The organism is Sulfitobacter sp. R18_1 (assembly GCF_017743915.1).
Classification (GTDB): domain Bacteria; phylum Pseudomonadota; class Alphaproteobacteria; order Rhodobacterales; family Rhodobacteraceae; genus Sulfitobacter; species Sulfitobacter faviae.
The window spans coordinates 11854-28808 of the sequence record NZ_JAGHRG010000020.1; the positions used below are offsets into that span (position 1 = coordinate 11854).

The 16955-nt window shown below is 54.6% G+C and carries 14 protein-coding genes; 13 read left to right on the plus strand and 1 reads right to left on the minus strand.

Annotated features, from left to right (window positions below; translation table 11 throughout):
• Nucleotides 1–385: 385 nt before the first annotated feature.
• Nucleotides 386–1804 carry a TolC family outer membrane protein gene (locus J7392_RS23420; protein WP_209219762.1) on the minus strand — a complete coding sequence of 473 codons (1419 nt, stop codon included), beginning with the start codon at nt 1802–1804 and terminating at the stop codon, nt 386–388.
• A 351-nt stretch (nt 1805–2155) separates the two neighbouring features.
• Between J7392_RS23420 and J7392_RS23425 the strand changes: the two genes are divergently transcribed.
• From J7392_RS23425 to J7392_RS23485, 13 genes are all read left to right on the plus strand, one after another.
• Nucleotides 2156–3961 carry a DUF4214 domain-containing protein gene (locus J7392_RS23425; RefSeq protein WP_209219730.1) on the plus strand — a complete coding sequence of 602 codons (1806 nt, stop codon included), beginning with the start codon at nt 2156–2158 and terminating at the stop codon, nt 3959–3961.
• Nucleotides 3962–4510: 549 nt separating this feature from the next.
• Nucleotides 4511–4696 carry a Flp family type IVb pilin gene (locus J7392_RS23430; RefSeq protein ID WP_209219732.1) on the plus strand — a complete coding sequence of 62 codons (186 nt, stop codon included), beginning with the start codon at nt 4511–4513 and terminating at the stop codon, nt 4694–4696.
• 59 nt (nt 4697–4755) lie between these two features.
• Entirely contained in the window at nt 4756–5655 is a 900-nt protein-coding gene (gene cpaB / locus J7392_RS23435) for a Flp pilus assembly protein CpaB (protein ID WP_348540730.1), read from the plus strand.
• Nucleotides 5656–5679: 24 nt separating this feature from the next.
• Nucleotides 5680–7017, plus strand: coding sequence for a type II and III secretion system protein family protein (locus tag J7392_RS23440; protein ID WP_209219742.1), 1338 nt, complete (start codon nt 5680–5682; stop codon nt 7015–7017).
• Nucleotides 7018–7037: 20 nt separating this feature from the next.
• Nucleotides 7038–7550 (plus strand): hypothetical protein, encoded by a 513-nt coding sequence (locus J7392_RS23445; RefSeq protein ID WP_209219744.1) that lies wholly within the window; start codon nt 7038–7040, stop codon nt 7548–7550.
• 24 nt (nt 7551–7574) lie between these two features.
• Nucleotides 7575–8810 (plus strand): hypothetical protein, encoded by a 1236-nt coding sequence (locus tag J7392_RS23450; protein WP_209219747.1) that lies wholly within the window; start codon nt 7575–7577, stop codon nt 8808–8810.
• Nucleotides 8807–10363: a CpaF family protein gene (locus J7392_RS23455; RefSeq protein ID WP_209219749.1), complete on the plus strand. Its 1557-nt coding sequence runs from the start codon at nt 8807–8809 to the stop codon at nt 10361–10363. Before J7392_RS23450 ends, J7392_RS23455 begins: the two co-directional genes overlap by 4 nt.
• Before the next feature lies 1 nt (nt 10364).
• The gene (locus tag J7392_RS23460; protein WP_209219752.1) at nt 10365–11327 is read left to right on the plus strand and encodes a type II secretion system F family protein; all 963 of its coding nucleotides are present in this window, start codon (nt 10365–10367) and stop codon (nt 11325–11327) included.
• Complete coding sequence (locus tag J7392_RS23465; RefSeq protein ID WP_209219754.1) at nt 11320–12279, plus strand: type II secretion system F family protein; 960 nt, start codon at nt 11320–11322, stop codon at nt 12277–12279. The genes J7392_RS23460 and J7392_RS23465 overlap by 8 nt, the downstream gene beginning before the upstream one ends.
• Before the next feature lie 47 nt (nt 12280–12326).
• Nucleotides 12327–12695 carry a TadE/TadG family type IV pilus assembly protein gene (locus J7392_RS23470; protein ID WP_348540729.1) on the plus strand — a complete coding sequence of 123 codons (369 nt, stop codon included), beginning with the start codon at nt 12327–12329 and terminating at the stop codon, nt 12693–12695.
• Entirely contained in the window at nt 12685–14475 is a 1791-nt protein-coding gene (locus J7392_RS23475; protein ID WP_209219756.1) for a pilus assembly protein TadG-related protein, read from the plus strand. The genes J7392_RS23470 and J7392_RS23475 overlap by 11 nt, the downstream gene beginning before the upstream one ends.
• A gap of 2 nt (nt 14476–14477) precedes the next feature.
• Nucleotides 14478–15323 carry a tetratricopeptide repeat protein gene (locus tag J7392_RS23480; protein WP_209219758.1) on the plus strand — a complete coding sequence of 282 codons (846 nt, stop codon included), beginning with the start codon at nt 14478–14480 and terminating at the stop codon, nt 15321–15323.
• A 517-nt stretch (nt 15324–15840) separates the two neighbouring features.
• The gene (locus J7392_RS23485; protein ID WP_209219760.1) at nt 15841–16128 is read left to right on the plus strand and encodes an HU family DNA-binding protein; all 288 of its coding nucleotides are present in this window, start codon (nt 15841–15843) and stop codon (nt 16126–16128) included.
• Nucleotides 16129–16955: the final 827 nt, after the last annotated feature.

Sequence of the window (16955 nt, forward strand, 5' to 3'; positions counted from 1 at the left end):
TCGGAGAGGGTAATCGTGCAACAGGCCACAAAGAGTGCGCGCCGCCTCCAGAGGCCAACAAGCCATATTACTTATTAGATATCAGTGATTTGAGCCGTAAATCTAAGGTTATAGATTAACTTGAGAGAGCGCCGCAGAATATGTGCAGCAAACTCCTATGAGCGCCAGCCCGCGTTCTGCTTAAAGCACAGGCGCCAAGCCGGAACACCATGACCTATCGGCCTAGAGCTCCAGCACCCCATCCCCTCTTTGCAGGCCGCGCCAACCCTGAGGCGCCAGTCAAAACAGTCTGAGGCGCTTGCCAGGCTGATCCTCCTCCAAAGGCGTAACCTATTATAGCGACAGCAGCGCGTTCCCCTCACGAGGCGCTCGCAACACCAAACCTTCAGTTTCTTTGAAGACTGCGCAATACGCGATCTAGCGCCTGGCCCTGCTTGGAAAGCTTCGCGGGACTATCTTTGACCAGATTATAATAAGCCGCCGCATCATAGGTTTGCATCGGCAAGCCCAAATCCTTTGCGGTCAGGCGACCCGTGGCCGACAAGACAAAATAGGCCGCAACGTAGAGATTGGCGCGCGCCGCAACGCGCGTCGATTCCGCATCCAAAAGCGCTTGCTCAGCATTAAGAACATCAAGCGTGGTACGCGCACCCAGCCTCGCTTCCTCACGCACCCCTTCAAAGGCCGTGCGGGCCGCTTGTATTTGGCGCTCCGACGCCTCCAGCTGGGCGCGCGCAGACCTCAGCCCAGCATAGGCATTACCAACATCCTGGGCGACATTCTTACTAACGACATGCAAATTGGCGCGTTGGCTATCATGCTGGGCCATCGCACGCCTCACCGCAGAAGACAGCGCGCCTCCTTGATAAATCGTCTGATTGGCTTCCACCCCCACATTACCACTGCGGGTATAGCTGTTACTATTGAACGTTTCCGTCAGACCATAATTCCCCTTGAGGGTCACGCGAGGCGCCATAGCCGCCTCATTCGCGCTTACCGCCAAACGAGCAGCCGCCACTTGATGTTGCGCCGCCAAGACAGAAGGGTGCCGGCGCAGGGCAAGCGCTTTGGCCGCCTCCAAACTTGCCTCAATGTTTGGCAGCCCTGGTGGGGGGCTCAGATTGACAGGCTTACGGCCGATGGCCGTGCGGTACTCTTCTACTGCGCGCAACAACTCCCCTTCCGCTGCAGCCAGATTGCTGCGGGCCTGTGCGAGCTGCGCTTGGGCAAGCGCGACATCCGTATTTGTAACTTCCCCGACCTCAAGGCGATCACGCGTCGCGCGCAGCTCTTCGACAAGGAACTGCAGGTTCTTGTTGCGCAGCTCGACAACGTCAGACGCCTCAATGACCCCCATATAAGCCGCAACAGCGCGCAGAAGCACCCGCTGCTCAATATCGATCAATGTCTGCCTGGTCGCCAGCACAGTCTCCTTAGCCGCCTCGACCCGGTACTGACTGGCGCCGAAGTCATAAATCAACAACTCAGCAATCAAATTGATTGAGGCGGTGAGGGCTTCAGTCGATTGCGCGGTTGGGAGGCCCGAGCTCCGCAGAGAGCCAAAGTTCTGCGTCAATCCCCCCGCCCAACGCAGCACAGGTTTTAGCGTAGCCTGGGCGCTGGCCACCTCTTCATCGGCGGCCCGTAGCAAGGCCCGGTTTTGCTCTAGCAGACCCGAGTGCTGATACGCGCCAATCAGAGCATCCGCCAAAGTCTCTGCAAACGCGGGGCGCGGCAGTATCACCACCAATGCGAAGGACAGTGCCGTGACGCCTCTTCGCACAGCGATTTTAAACCCGACCATACCCATTTGACTGCCCACTGCCTGTGCGTACCCACTTTGCAATCCCACCAGACCAAACAACTAGCAGGTAAGGGGCTCTACGCTTTAATTTATTTATAGTGTATCATCTTTACTCTACTGCTAGGTTTCCCTCCCCTTTGTGTCAAGAAAAGCAGACACACCCACACCATAGAAAGCAAGGACCTTGGCTGCCGCCTCAAGACGCCAGGCTCGCACCCCAGAACCCTGAGCCTCTAAGGCCACACTCATGCCACATGCTTTCTCTAGAGAGAGCTTTCGAGTTCGCACGCCCCCGCAATCTGACAAAGCACCAAGTGCATCCGCCACCCTTTGCCTCACTCTGGAAGCCAAATGACGTCATATTTTCAGTTGTCTGACACAGACAAAGCCAATTTTCTCAACGAGAATTGGTCTGCCTTGAACAGTGGATACAAGCACAACCGAACAACCGTCACTTACAGCTTCCTCACCCATGAAGATGGCCGGGCCTCAGAAGACTACCTGGATGACGCGCCTTTCGTCTTTGAGGCCTTCTCCGTGGTGGAGCGCCAAGCTGTCAGCTTCTACTTAGACTACATCGAAAGCTTCTCGCAGCTGACGTTTGAAGAAGTAGAGAGCAATGACGGGCAGTTGGGCTTTGGCTTTCACAACATGGAGGTGGGAGGGTACGCGCATTACCCCTACCCCGGCGATCAAGCCGTATTTCTCAACACCGACGCGCGCCTGCAAACACAGCGCGAAGACTTCCACTATATTTTAGCCCATGAGATCGGCCACGCCGTTGGCCTAAGCCATCCTTGGGAAGGCCAAATGCCCGCTTTCGCCGAAAGCCCCCACGATATGCGGCTCGTGACCACCATGTCCTACAACAGTGTTCTGTTCGACAGCGGCTCCAATCAAAAAGGCTTTGTGACAGGGTTCCAAGCGCTCGATATTGCCGCTCTTCAAAACATCTACGGCCCGCGGGTATCGAGCGTCGACAATGTCTTCACGCTCAATGAGCACGGGACCCTGGGCAAGTCGGGTACGCAATGGAACATGTCCATTCTTACGCCCATCACCTTGGTCGATACCGGCGGCACGGATACCGTGGATGCAAGCAGCTTGACCCAGACCAGCCCGACAATATTCGATTTCAGCAAAGGTCTATTTCTCGACACAGAGCAAACAATCGAAGTCTACAACTGGAACCAACAGGCCTGGGCGGACCCCATACGCCCCGACACCGCCCTAGCCCGCCTACAAATCCAGCCCGGCACTGTCATTGAACACTACATCGGCACAAGCGGCATTGATCTGGTGATCGCAGGCTATGGAGATCAGATCATTAACGGCGGCAGTGGCGTTGATACTGTTAGCTATACCGGCCACCAAAACAGCTATACGCTGGCGCTTAGCGCCGACCGCACCGCCCTCATTGACCGTCGTTCTGAGCAAAATGGTACAGACACCCTGGTCGACATCGAATTTCTAAGCTTCGATACCGGCATTAAGGGCGATGGGTTCGACTTGTCGCTCTTCGGAGGCGCCGCACAGCTCGCCGAGGCAGATATGCTAAATATGGTGGAGCTCTATATTGCCTACTTCAACCGCGCCCCTGATGCGATGGGCTTGAATTATTGGGGCACCGAGTTCTCCAAAGGATACTCCTTGCCCGAAATGGCCGAGAGCTTCTTCGTGCAACCTGAAACGCGCGGCACTTATGCGACCGCTCTAGACGCCGAAGGCGCCTTAACGGATGCGGATGCTTTTGTTGCCGCCGTTTACAACAATGTGCTTGGCCGTACGGCGGATCAAAGCGGCTTCGACTACTGGGTGAATGAACTGCAAAACAACCCCGACATCACGGCGGGGATCTTCATCCTCGCCATCCTCAATGGCGCCAAGTACCCTAGCAACCCCACCCCCCAATCTGCTCTTGACCAGCAATACCTTGAGACAAAGACAGATCTAGGCGCCTATTTTGCCGTCATTAAAGGTATGTCGAATGTTGAGCACGCCGTCGAAGTCATGGGGCATTATGATGGGACAGAAGCGGGCATTGAGGCCGCCATCAATGCAACAGACAGTTTCTACGACGACGCTCTCGATGCCACACAGGGCGAGTTCTTAATGCCTCTGATCGGCGTGCTGGACGACCCTTTTGCAATAGCTTGAGGGCATCCGCCCGCCAAAAGGCCCAGCCTCTCAATTGTCGCACCGTTCTTAAGCAGGGACATCACAAACCGCCCCGCAAAGGGCAGCTATGCTCAAATGTGAGAGATGGCAGCCTGCCTCGTGGCATCTGAGGTCTCGAGCCCGCCTATGCGCCTCGCCGACGCCGTCAGTGCGAACCGATCCCCCCAGGACTTCGAGGAAAGCCGCCTGCGGCCTTCCCCAAGAGCGCGTGAAACGATGCAAAAGAACGCGCACAGGATCATGAGCTCGAGCTTCAAGAGACACGATAAACGCAAAACTGATTCAATTAGCGCCTAATATCTTTAGTATATCAAATATACCTAAGTATGTTCAATTAGATACATAAGTATATTTCGATGACTTATTTATGCCCCATACAGCAAAAATAACACAATCATTACGTCTTTATGGTTATCCGTTATTGCACGGCTTCTAAAGTTGTGCCTTGATTTGGAGAAGCGGACTATCGCTGATCAATAGCTCATAAGCGCTATGTATTTAGGTCAAACGAAGAGGTTATTGCTCGCCATGATTATTAAGTTTCTCAACACATTCGCGCGCGACGAAGACGGTGCAACCGCAATTGAATACGGGCTATTTGCGGCTCTTATTGCAGCCGTACTCGTAACCACGGTCAGTCTCCTGGGGGAAGACCTCGATACAACATTTGAGGGTATTCGAACTGCGCTTGGCTATGAGGCCCAAGAAACCTAAACTGAAGACCCTTAGGGACAAGTAAATTGAGTGTACTCAATGACATACCTCGCCGTGTAGTGCTTGTCCTATTGACGTCTGCGGTTCTTGCCGTGGCAGTCACTTGGGTCAGCATTCGCCCTGAAAGCCAGCCGGCATCCCCCTCCCCGGGGGAAGTTGCCGTTGTGAACGAAATGCCCAGCATCGCTGTCCTAGGGGCCTCTAAACTCATATTGAAAGACACTGATTTGTCGCTCGATCTCATCGAAGGGATCGATATACCTGCCAATTTTATTACTCCGGATTTCACTCTCGATTCTGAAATCAATCGAAAACGTCTCTCAGGTCTTCGGGCAGAAAGGGAAATTCAAGCTGGATCGCCAATCAAGACAAGCGATCTTATTATTCCCGAGCCGCCCGAAAAGCCGGTAGCACAGCCCGAAAAGATTAGCAGGTTCACCGGGGACCTAGGAGCCGGCATGCGGGCGATCTCAGTCCCTCTCAGCCATCAAACCTCAATTGGTGGCCTGATAGAGCCAAATGACCGGATCGACATCATGGTGTCCTACAAGTCTCAGGGGGATGTGCGCGCCGTGCGAAGTATCCTTGAGAATGTACGGGTCCTTGCGCTCAACGAGACGGGTACTCGAAGCGATGACGGACGCATGATGACACTGGAGTTGCACCCTGAAGGCACGAAGGTACTGGCGCTCGCAGAGCAAACAGGGGAACTTATATTTGTGCTGTCTCCCGCGGGTGATGGCGGCCAGCCAATCATCGTGCGCGATGACCCCATGCTATCAACACGGATTTCGGGGGAAACCGTGGATAGCTACACGCCGCCACCCAAAAAACGCATCGTAACGGTATTCCGAGGTCAGGGCGGTCAAAAACAGACCGCTTTTGATGCAGGAGATCAGGTGCAATCGCTACTTAAACAAGAAGCCCAAACGGGAGATGATCTGCCCATCTCCCGCTAGATTTAGACCTCAGGATTTGCATCCATGCTGCCAAATATTATCAAGGCCATCGCATTAGTCGCGGTTGGCTCCGTCATTTTTATCCCCGACAAAAGCCCTGCACAAACCGTGATTGAAGCCACCGGAAAACCGGTCAGTCTCTTCCCCGGTGAGGGGAAGTTGATCCGTCTTGACCGGCCTTCTCAGACTGTCTTTCTGGCAAACCCAGAGATTGCAGATATCGAAATCAAATCCGCAAACCTTGTCTATATCTACGGAAAAAGCCCAGGAAATACGACGCTCTTTGCGCTCGATGAGCTTGATAACGTCACCCTTTCGAGCGTCGTGAAGGTTGCTTTGAATGTTGGGGCGTTAAATTCGGCTGCACATTCCGCCGTATCCGCTGGCAATTACCAGGTGCGGGAAACCGAAGGTGCCGTGGTTTTGACCGGGCGTGTACCTTCCCTTGGAGATGCCACGCAGATTGAGACTGTCGTCCGAGCCCTTTCTGGCCAGGAGGTGCCGATTATCAATAGCTTGAAGCTTGATAACCCAGCACAGGTGAATCTGCAGGTGAAGATTGCCGAAGTTTCAAGAACAGTCACCGAAGACCTTGGGACAAGCTGGACTGCCCTAGGAAATGGATTGAATGGTGGGGTCGGTGCGCCCGGTGGATTTGCCCTCAATACCGACTTCACTGTCGGCTCTCAATTGCAGGGCGTCAGCCTCGAAGCGCTCCAACAAGAGGGTTTGGTGACCATCCTATCAGAGCCAAATCTTACGGCGCGATCAGGCGATAGGGCCAAATTTTTGGCTGGGGGCCGTTTCCCCTATCAGACCGCGGCTTCGGATGACCGAGTAGAGGTCGTTTTTGAACCCTATGGCGTGGAGTTGGAATTCCAGCCTGAGGTCCTTCAATCGGACAAAATTAAGCTTGAGGTTGACACCACGGTCCGTGAATTGGATTTCTCCAATGGCAGCACTTCCAATACCCAAGGGCTTCCTCTGATCCTGGAGCGCAGCGCAGCGACGACAATTGAAGTTGGCAGTGGGCAGAGTTTTGCAATTGCAGGTCTATTCAAAGCCACATCGCAGCAGTCCATCGATGAGATCCCTGGCCTTGGTCAGGTTCCCCTTCTGGGTGCCCTATTCCGCTCTACCAGCTATCAAAGCGGTGAGAGTGAACTGGTAATCATTGTAACCCCTTATCTGGTTGAACCGGGCAACCCAAAGAAGTTCAAGACACCCGTCGATGGGTTTAGACCGGCCGGCACATTGCAACGCGCTCTGACAGGAGAGCTTTCGGTGGGCGTGCCTGTGGAAGACGGCAGTGCAATCTCCATCAAGAGCATCAACGGTAAAGCGGGGTTACTTCTGCAATGAGTATCTCCAGAATATCTTTGATGGCCGCCTTGGCTTCCCTTTCCCTTGCAGCAGCCTGTTCGGCGCCTGAGCCCAGTGTCTCGGTTCTCGATCGTCTAAACGCCCCCTATGTCGAGGCGCAGCATCAATTCCATTTCGGACATGGTGCAGGCAATCTGACAAGTCATGAGCGCAGCAAGCTCAACAGCTTCTTGCAGGCAAGAGCGTTGCGCAGTGAAGATGTGTTGATCATCACAATCCCGACCAGTGGTGACAATAAAACCGACGCCGCCCGTGTACAGAATGTAACCGCGGCTTTGGCTTTGGTTCCGTCACGCATTCAGCTCTCAATGCAGGAGAGCTTTGCCAAGCGCCCATTAGAAAGACATCAAATAGGGCTGATCAGGGTCACACGCGCCAAGGGGATCAGGGTCACATGCCAGGCGGGCGTTGAAGACTTGGGATGCGCCAATGCCATCAATCTCGCGCATATGATCCACCGCCCTGCTGACATCTTGTCACCAGCACCTACAGCACGCACGGCAGCGCGTTGACCGGTTTGTTTCAAGGGGATTGATGTGTTTCAGGGCAAAGTGAAACTTAACGCAGGATTTAAGCAAACCCAGATCGAAGCCTTCGTTGAATCTGATGATGCGCGCGATGCAGCTGAGAAGCTTGTGGCCCAGATTGGCGAAACCGCAAGTCTTACGATCCACCCGGGCACTGCGGCCACGGCCGCCCGACTCATTGGGACCGCCCCTCTCGGCGATATCCTTATCGTCGAGCTGGGGGCTGTACTTGTGCCGGCTATAGACCGGATCAAGGAGCTGAAGGAGGCCGGATCGCGGGTGATCGCCGTCGGTCACGTGAATGATATTCCGACATATCAGGATGTTCTAGATGCCGGGGCCCAAGAATATCTTCCACTTCCACTGGGTGATCGCCAGCTGCAGATCGCAAAACTGCTGGGCTCGGGGGCGCAAGAAACACGCACCAAAGCGCAGTCTCGCTGTATTGCTGTCTGCGGGGTGTCCGGGGGGCTGGGCGCCAGCGCCGTGGCCCAAAACCTCGCCGTGGCATACCTTGATGCCGCAGGAAGCAAGAAAGCAAAGGGCGATCCGCAAAACCGCGTTGCTCTGCTTGATGCAGATCTCGAATTCGGCTCGATTGCGGCCGACCTTGATGCCGATCTCACGATGGGGCTTTTAGACGCCCTCCTGGTGCCGGAGCGGGTTGATGACACTTTCCTTACCTCGACAATGGCGATGCCCCTAGAGGGGCTCTACCTTTACTCCGCCAGCGTGAATGATCCCTCCGGTCTCTCCGAAATGGAGGCAAACCTTCCACTCCTTCTACACCGTTTTCGCCAGAGCTTCCCTTTAACCGTTGTAGACTTGCCGCGAAGCCTATTGGCGGCACAGCCAGGACTGGCAGAGGAGTTGGATGATATCGTCTTCATTTTCGGACCAGGTTTCTCCTCAGTCCGAAACTGTAGCCGCCTAGTTGAGAGGACCAGTAAAAGCTCAAACCCACCGCGCTTTTCTTACCTGATGTCCAAGCGGCGTCGAGGTGCGGGGCTCAAACCATCCGAGGTCAAACAGGCGCTGAACATCACTGACTTGCATGAGCTGCCTGAGAGCGCATCCGACTTGGCCCGCGCCTCGCTGAAAGGTCAGCCCGTGAGGAGGACCTCAAAAAAAGGACCCTATAGCCGTGCCATCACGCGCCTGATGAACGATCTGGAAGAACCTGTAAACCCGGGCCCACAGTCGAAACGAAAGGGCCTCTTTAGGGGAAAGGGGCATAACAAATGACGCTAACGGAAAGCTTCCCTGCTCAAGAGGTTCCCACAATACCTGCAGAGTTGCTTCAGAAAATTAATGCGCTCATTTCAAGTGGCGCGGAACCTGGGCCTCACGTCGTAAGTCGGGCCATAGATTGGTATGAGGCGCAGACGGGCCAGGAAATACCTATTAATGAGCAACGCGAGCTGGTTCGATCCCTGAGTGAGAAGGCCAGCGCTCTATCTGAAGCTGTAACAGAACCAGGGGCCTTACCGGACCCTTCACCCGCCCCTGCCCGGAACGCTTCTCTCGCCGGATTTGATCGCCACCTCAATAGCCTCAGTCAGCGCGTCATGCCGGAAATTATGGCGCTTCTCGACCTTACCGAGCTCGCCTCAGGGCCAGATGATCTGCAGCGCGAGACCATCGCCCGGGCTGTTCGCAGTGTCAGCAGAAAGCAGAAGTTAGAACTTAACGGAGCTGAAAGCGCTCAGCTGGTTGAGTATGTCCTAGACGATATGATGGGCTTCGGTCCCCTCGAGCGGCTTCTGGCTGACGACACAATATCCGACATCATGGTGAATGGGTCCAAGCAAGTCTACATTGAGCGGAACGGGCAGCTGGAACTTACAGGCGTCACCTTCCGGGACAATCAACATGTTCTCAACATTGCGACACGGATCGTATCGCTGGCTGGCCGTCGTGTTGATGAAACTACCCCCCTAGTTGATGCCCGCCTGCCAGATGGCAGCCGTATCAATGTGACGATCCCTCCGCTTGCTCTGAAAGGACCAACGCTAACAATCCGGAAGTTCCCCAAAGGCGAGCTGCAACTGGCAGACCTTGTGGCGCGGGACAGCCTGTCCTCACCCATGGCAGAGTTTTTCCGCCTTGCGGCAAGGATGCGATTAAACATCCTCATTTCCGGAGGAACAGGGTCCGGGAAAACCACGCTGCTGAATGCGATATCAGGCGAGATTTCCGAGGCCGAGCGCATTGTGACGATCGAAGATGCTGCGGAGCTACGGCTTCAACAGCCGCATGTCGTATCTCTGGAAACGCGGCCACCCTCAATTGAGGGGCTTGGCGAGATCACCATGCGTCATCTGTTCCGCAATACGCTTCGGATGCGCCCTGACAGGATCATCATCGGCGAAGTGCGCAGCGAAGAGGCGCTTGACCTCCTGCAGGCAATGAACACGGGCCACGATGGCTCGATGAGCACCCTTCATGCCAATTCCCCACGCGAGGCGTTGACACGCTTGGAAAGCATGATTGCCATGTCAGGGACCGCCCTTCCAAGTGAATTCGTTCGCCAGCAGATAAGTTCCGCGATTGACTTGGTGGTACAGATATCTCGCATGCGAGATGGGGTCCGTAGGGTTACCTCGATCAGCGAAATCGTGGGCGCTGAGGGCAACACGCTCAGCATGCAGGAACTGTTCTGCTTCACTCCGGATCTGACCCGCACGGGCGAGACCATAGTTGGGAAATTCCAGGCAACAGGCAGCACCCCCTATTTCACGACACGGGCGGCAGAAATGGGTCTGGAAAGCACACTACGCCGTACATTGGAGCTCTAGGATGCTGCAGATATTTGCTTTCTTCCTCCTTATATTCAGTGTCTTTGCGACCACCGGATTGGTTTTCGCTATTGCACTCGACCGTGCGCGCCAGACACGCCTTCAAAGGCTGGTCAAGTTTACCAAAAACCATCCCCTTCAATCCTCTGAGCGTGCGACACGGCGCCTTGAGATTGAGGATGAGGGCGAGACTGACAAAGTCGGCAACAGCCGTTTCGCGCGTCTGCTCGATACGCGCCTGCGAGAGGCCGGGTTGGAAATGAAACCCAAAAGCGCCATAGCGGTGATGGGGATCATAGCCATCGTGATGGTCGCGGCATCCCAACTTCTTAAACTGGCTCCCCTGCCCTTAGCTCTGCTCATTTCCGGGCTTGCCAGTTACCTGTCCTTCACTGTCTGGCTCGGTCATCTGCGCTCACGCAGGATTAAGGCGTTTAACGAAGCATTGCCTGATTGCTTGGATGTGTTTGCCCGCGGCCTTCGGTCCGGGCAGCCCGCACCGGTTGCCCTGCGGGTGGTGGCCAATCATGCCAAGGGTATTGCCGAAGAAGAGTTTAGCTTTTGCTGTGAAGAAATGCGTCTGGGAATAGGATTGAATGAGGCGCTTGGCGGTATTGCTGATCGCATCGGGTCCCAGGAAGCAAGGTTCATTGTCATTGCTGTTGGGCTTCAGGTCGAAACCGGCGGTAATCTGGTCGAGACACTGGAAAACCTTGCCAATATGTTGCGAGAGCGTCGCAAGCTGCGCAAGAAGGCTGCTGCTTTATCAGCAGAAGTCAGGGTCAGTGCGGCGGTCCTATCCTCCCTTCCCTTCGCTATTGGCCTCATCATCTGGATGGTGAACGGCGAATACCTTCAACCACTCTTCATAGATGCGCGCGGACGTATCCTTGCGCTGGTCGGCGTTGCCTTCCTCTGCATGGGCATCTTCAGCATGTATAGATTGTCGCGTCTCGATGTTTGATGAAACTCCTCCCCTTGTCTTAATGCTCATCGCAGCACCAATCCTCTATTTTGCACAGACAGCGGTGTTGAACGCCATCGACGGACGCCAGCGCATGGCGCGGTTGAACCGGACCATGAACCTGCAGCGCGATAATCGGGCCATGCCGAGACGATCCAGCTCTGGCTTCCTGCTGGGAATGGCAAAGCGCGTTGCCATAAACACCTCCGAACGGTTCTCCATCGTCAATGGGGGCGAGGCGGAAGCCTCTGCCAAACTGCTCCGCACAGCAGGGTTCCGCGGGCGGGACGCTCTGCTGATCTATTCCTTCTTGAAGTTGTTGCTGCCGATCGGGGGTATAGGCTTTACTTGGCTTTGGTTCTCGCTTGATGCGTCCAGCGAGATGGGGGTGTTCATGAAGATCATGATTGCCCTCACCGCTGCGCTTCTGCTCTCCAAGCTCCCCGACGCGGTTCTCAAATTTCGTCAGAAGCAGAGATATACCGAGGTCCAAAAAGCTTTCCCCGACATGCTGGAACTGCTGGTCATCGCGACTGAGGCGGGGTTGAGCTTCGGGCCTGCCCTCAACCGGGTAGCGCGCGAACTAAATGCTGTAGCTCCAACACTCTCATTCGAAATCAGACAGTTATATGTCGAGCTTAACGTCATGCCAGACCGTGACGGGGCTTGGGTCAGGCTCTCGGAGCGTTTACCCCTCTCGGAAATATCAATCTTTGCCAATGCGATGATGCAGGCCGAACGCTATGGCACCCCGATCTCTCAAGCCCTGCGTACCCTAATGCGCGACCAACGCGCGCTTCGCTTGTTGCGGATCGAAGAACAAGCGGGGCGTATCCCGGCCTTGATGACGATCCCCTTGATCCTCTTCATCATGCCTGCGCTCTTCGTGGTGTTGATCGGTCCGGCCGCCCTCAACATTCTCGACAATATCATGGGAGGGGCTTTGAGCTGATGCCTCATAGACGCTGTTTTTGGAGGAATGAGGACGGCGCCGTTGCCGTGGAGTTTGCGCTGATCCTACCGCTTTTGCTGGCAATCCTTTTGGGGATTGCCTGCTTTGGGCAATACTTCTCCATTGCGCATAGCTTGCAACAGCTTGCCGCTGAAACCGCACGATACTCGGTCCGGGGGCTGGTAGAAAAAGAACGCAAGGAAAAGGCCAACGCTTTTATCGAAGAAGCCAAAACACGTTTCCCAATCCTACAGGGTGACAAAGTCACCGATTCAATTTCGACGGATGTAACGCCCGGGCCAGGCATCAAAGTGACCCTGACTTATGACTTGAGTGGTTCTGTAATCGACCTAGTGGATGGCTTCCTTGGTCTTGAAATCACCGAGGTCTCGAGGAGCAGCCATCTTGTATATTGAAGGCTTCCTGAAGCGCTTTAGCAAGGACGAAAGCGGTGTCGTGATCATCATCGCGGCCCTCATGCTGACCGTCCTCATGGGGTTCATGGCGCTCGGCATTGATGTGGGTCTCCTCTATTTCCAACAGAAAAAACTGCAAACCGAGGCTGATCTGGCGGCCGTGAGCGCTGCCTCGAACTTGTGGTCGGAACCGCGCAAACATGCACTTGAGACAATGGATGGGAATGATCTTGAACCGGATGCTCTCACAGATATCCGATATGGTCGCTTCATCCGCACCCAAGATGCGACACTCGACCCGGGGAGGTCATGGGTTGAGGAGGGTGATAACGCAGCACAGGTCACCCTGAATAAAGAGGTACCTTTATATTTTGCACAAATATTCCTGGATCAGGATACGACGCAGATCAAGGCAGAGGCGACAGCTGCACGCTATGATAGCGCTTCTTTCAGTCTGGGCTCGAGATTGGTCAGGATCAATGAGGGACTTCTAAACGCGGTTCTGTCTGCGGCTTTGGGCACAACGGTGGGCCTCGATGTCCTTGATTATGAGGCCTTGGCAGATGCCGATATCGACCTGCTGTCTTTTTCGGACGCATTAGCGTCACGACTTGATGTTACGGCGGGAAATTATGAGGTTCTACTCACGAAAGAGGCCGATCTCACAGATATCGCCGGAGCTCTTCTCGACACAGGTCTTGGGGAGGAAGTTACAACCGCCTTAACCACCATCATCAACAGCGGAACTTCAGAACTTCTAAACGTGTCCGATCTCATTTTGATCAAAGGAGAAGATGTGAAGGCTCTCGCTCCTGACCTCCTGCCCAAGATCACCGTCCAAGCGCTCGATCTACTGAAGGCATCGGTGGATATCATTAATGCAGAAAGACATATCGAGTCAGACCTCGATGTCGGCATCGACGGTTTGATCTCCGTAGATTTCGACTTGGTGGTGGGCGAAAAGGAAGCAAAATCAGGGTGGGTCACCATCGGAGAGCACGGGACGACCCTCCATACGGCACAGACGCGCCTTAATCTGGATCTGAACCTAGAGCCCTCGATCTTCGAACCTTTGGGCCTCAATGTCTTATCTGTCAATGCACTGCCGCTCTATATGGAGGTTGCCAGTGCCACCGCTACACTGACGGATATCGATTGCAGCGTCTCAGAACCCGATGATGTCATAGCCCACTTTGATACCGGAACAGACCCTCTGAACGGTGTAACGGGAACTCATGTGGCTGAAGTCTTCTTGGGGCAGTTCGATCCGCCAGACTTCAATGACAACACGACCCCATTGAACAAAGACAAACTTCGACCCGCGGATTTGCTCAAGATCGAGATAGATTTAATTCTGCTCAAAGTGGAAGTGGCGGTGCAGCTGAAAGCGGCAATTCCCCTGGGTATTTCCCAACAAGAACAGGCAGAATTCACCCTTTCCGAAGTTTCTAGCTACGATCCTCCGCCATTCAAGGAAATTGGGTCTGGTGATCTTCTAACCGGTGCCCTTTCAGCACTTATGAATGATGTTGATATTACATTGGACCTCGATCTCGAGCTTTTGGGGATCAATTTTGGTTTACTCACCGCTGTAGTTGAAGGAATTGTAGATGGTGTTTTGAGCACCCTTCAGGGTAGCCTTCCCCTGATCTTGAGCGGTCTAACTTCAGCTCTCGACCATGTGATCAATGAACTAATAGAGGGGCTCGGTCTTAGCACTGGGCAGGCCGATCTGACCTTGCGTGGTCTCGCTTGCGACAAACTTCAACTTGTCCGATGAACATGCCACCTTTCAAATATGATTTTCCCCAATTGGAGATAAAGTTGCCCTTTCCTAAATCACTTCTCCGCTCCCTCAGCGCTCTACTCCTGGCTGTCTCTGTTTCGGCCTGCGCGGTGCCCACAGAGCAAAGCCGGCCGACCTCTGACGCAGAACCTGCCTCATCAAGTCTAAGGCTTGCGCAAGCTACGGCCAAGTCCGGAGACCACCAGACCGCCGCGCGCTTGTTTGAAAACATCGTAGAAGAGGAGCCCGTGTCTGTGGCCGCTCTACTGGGATTGGGCGACAGCTATTCACGGCTTGGACAGCAGAACCGTGCTGCAGCGGTCCTCAACCGCGCCCATGAACTCGATAATCGCAACGTCGAGGTCCTATCCGTTTTGGGCAGGGTCCATCTCTCCCAGCATCAAGCAGAAACCGCCCTGGCCAATTACAACAAGGCCCTGAAGATTGACCGAAGCAATATCTCAGCCATCACGGGCAAGGGCGTGGCCCTCGATACTCTATCGCGCCATGCGGAGGCTCAGAAGGTATATCAAAGCGGACTCTCGCAATATCCGGCCAACTATGTGCTGCGCAATAACTACGCCCTCTCGCTGGCGCTGAGCGGCCAACAGACGAAGAGCATCGCCATCCTTCAGGAGCTGGTGCGCGATCCGGTTGTGGCGCCACATGTGCGAGACAACCTGGCCATGGTCTATGGGCTTGCCGGCCGGGAGGACGACGCAAGAGCAACGCTTGCTTTGGACCTTGAAGCGGGTCAGATCGAAGAGAATATGGAGATCTACCGCGCCCTGAGACGAATGCTTGGCGAAGGCAAGAAAGTCGGGGCCCTAGTCTACGCGTAGTCCCCATGCAGTAGTGAGCCGGAGACGGAATGAGCTGGCTGGACCGCGAAGCCCTGTGCATCTGATACGTTGGGCGGGCTTTGCTTGCGGTGCAGTTTAATAAGTAGCTGGACGTGATAGCTGAGCTCTCCCTGCTCTATCAAAAGGTGGCAGAAAACCGTGCTGGTGCAGACCTGATAATTGCAGCGTCGAGCTTCAAACGTGGGACAATGGAATTCCTAAAAGGACCCAAGTAAAGAAAATATCAAAGCAGGTTCGAGCGTGCATGCTACCGCGATAGGGCGGCAAGCCACAATCAATCTTATAGATCAAGGAGCACTGTCGAGGACGGCACTACGCCACCGCACCCTTGCTCGGGCATCGTGGCGCTTCTGGAGTACGACATTTATGTTGGGCGATAAGGTCCTTGCATTTGTAGGTTGTCTCGCAGATCGTCTCCATACTGCTACCCTTGATGCCAGCTTTAACAAAAGCGCCTCTACACGCCCAAAGGTACAAGCACCAAGAAAGGAACATCATGACCAAACCTTTGAACAAATCCGAGCTCGTCGCCGAAATTGCCGCGCATGGAGAAATGACGAAAGCAGAGGCAGCAGGCGCACTTGATACCGTCGTAGCTGTCATTTCAGCACAAATGGTTGCGGGAAAGACTGTCATGCTGCCAGGTCTTGCCAAGTTCGAGACACGCGACCGCCCTGCGCGCAAGGTCCGCAACGTCTCCACAGGTGAGATGATAGACAAAGCCGCTGATCGCGCCGTTAAAATATCAGCCATGACCGGGATTAAAGCAGCCGTTAACGCTTAAAGCGCTCATATCACGCAAACTAATCAGAAACTTCCGTAACAGAACCTTCAGCGCTGTTGAACAAACCGGTGTGCCGCCAATAACAGGCACGTTAGCGAGCTCCTCAGCGGTAGGAGCGGGTTCTTGAGTTGTCGCTCCAGTAAGCCCAGCTTACTTTGGTGCGCCAACCTCGTGGGGTCAATTTTTGCCCTCCCTGACCGCGGTTAACCAGAGACAGCTTGCGCTACGATTGTGCCAGGGTCAGCTTGTGAGTGTGGTCAAAAACAGTCCTTTCCGCCCGTGACACATAGTGTCGCGTTTTGACCGGGAGACCGCGCCCAATGTTTGCAATCGGGAGCGGGGTTCCTTTGAATGGATTGGTAGAGCCCCTCCTCAAAGGTCGAGTCCAAATGAAATCGCATCAATGAGTTGCACATGCGCAGTGGCCCGATCCGTGCCGTCCGGGGCCGTGCAGAGCGGGTCGTCCTGTCCGTTTTAGAGTTGATGAAACCGGCCCACGCGGGTTGTTCTTCGTACAGCGTTACTCAAACATAACGCAGCATCGGTCAGATTGGGTTCTTTCCGGCCATTCGCCGCAACCTGGTCGACCGCTGGGCGGTGCTTGCCCACTGGTCATAGGCAATGTCGAAGTCGGCAGGCATGGCCATGCTTCTCTATAGAAACTCGATGTGCTCGCGTGCCTTCGCCGCAAGACGCGGCATGGTCATGTCCCAGGGAGAGGTGTAACTTCTGGTAGCGCTTTTGGTGGCGTCCGCGCCCTTCATGAGGCGCCGTAGGACGTCATCAAAGGCGCGGTGGTCATCGGTGAATTTTCGGTAAGGTCGGGT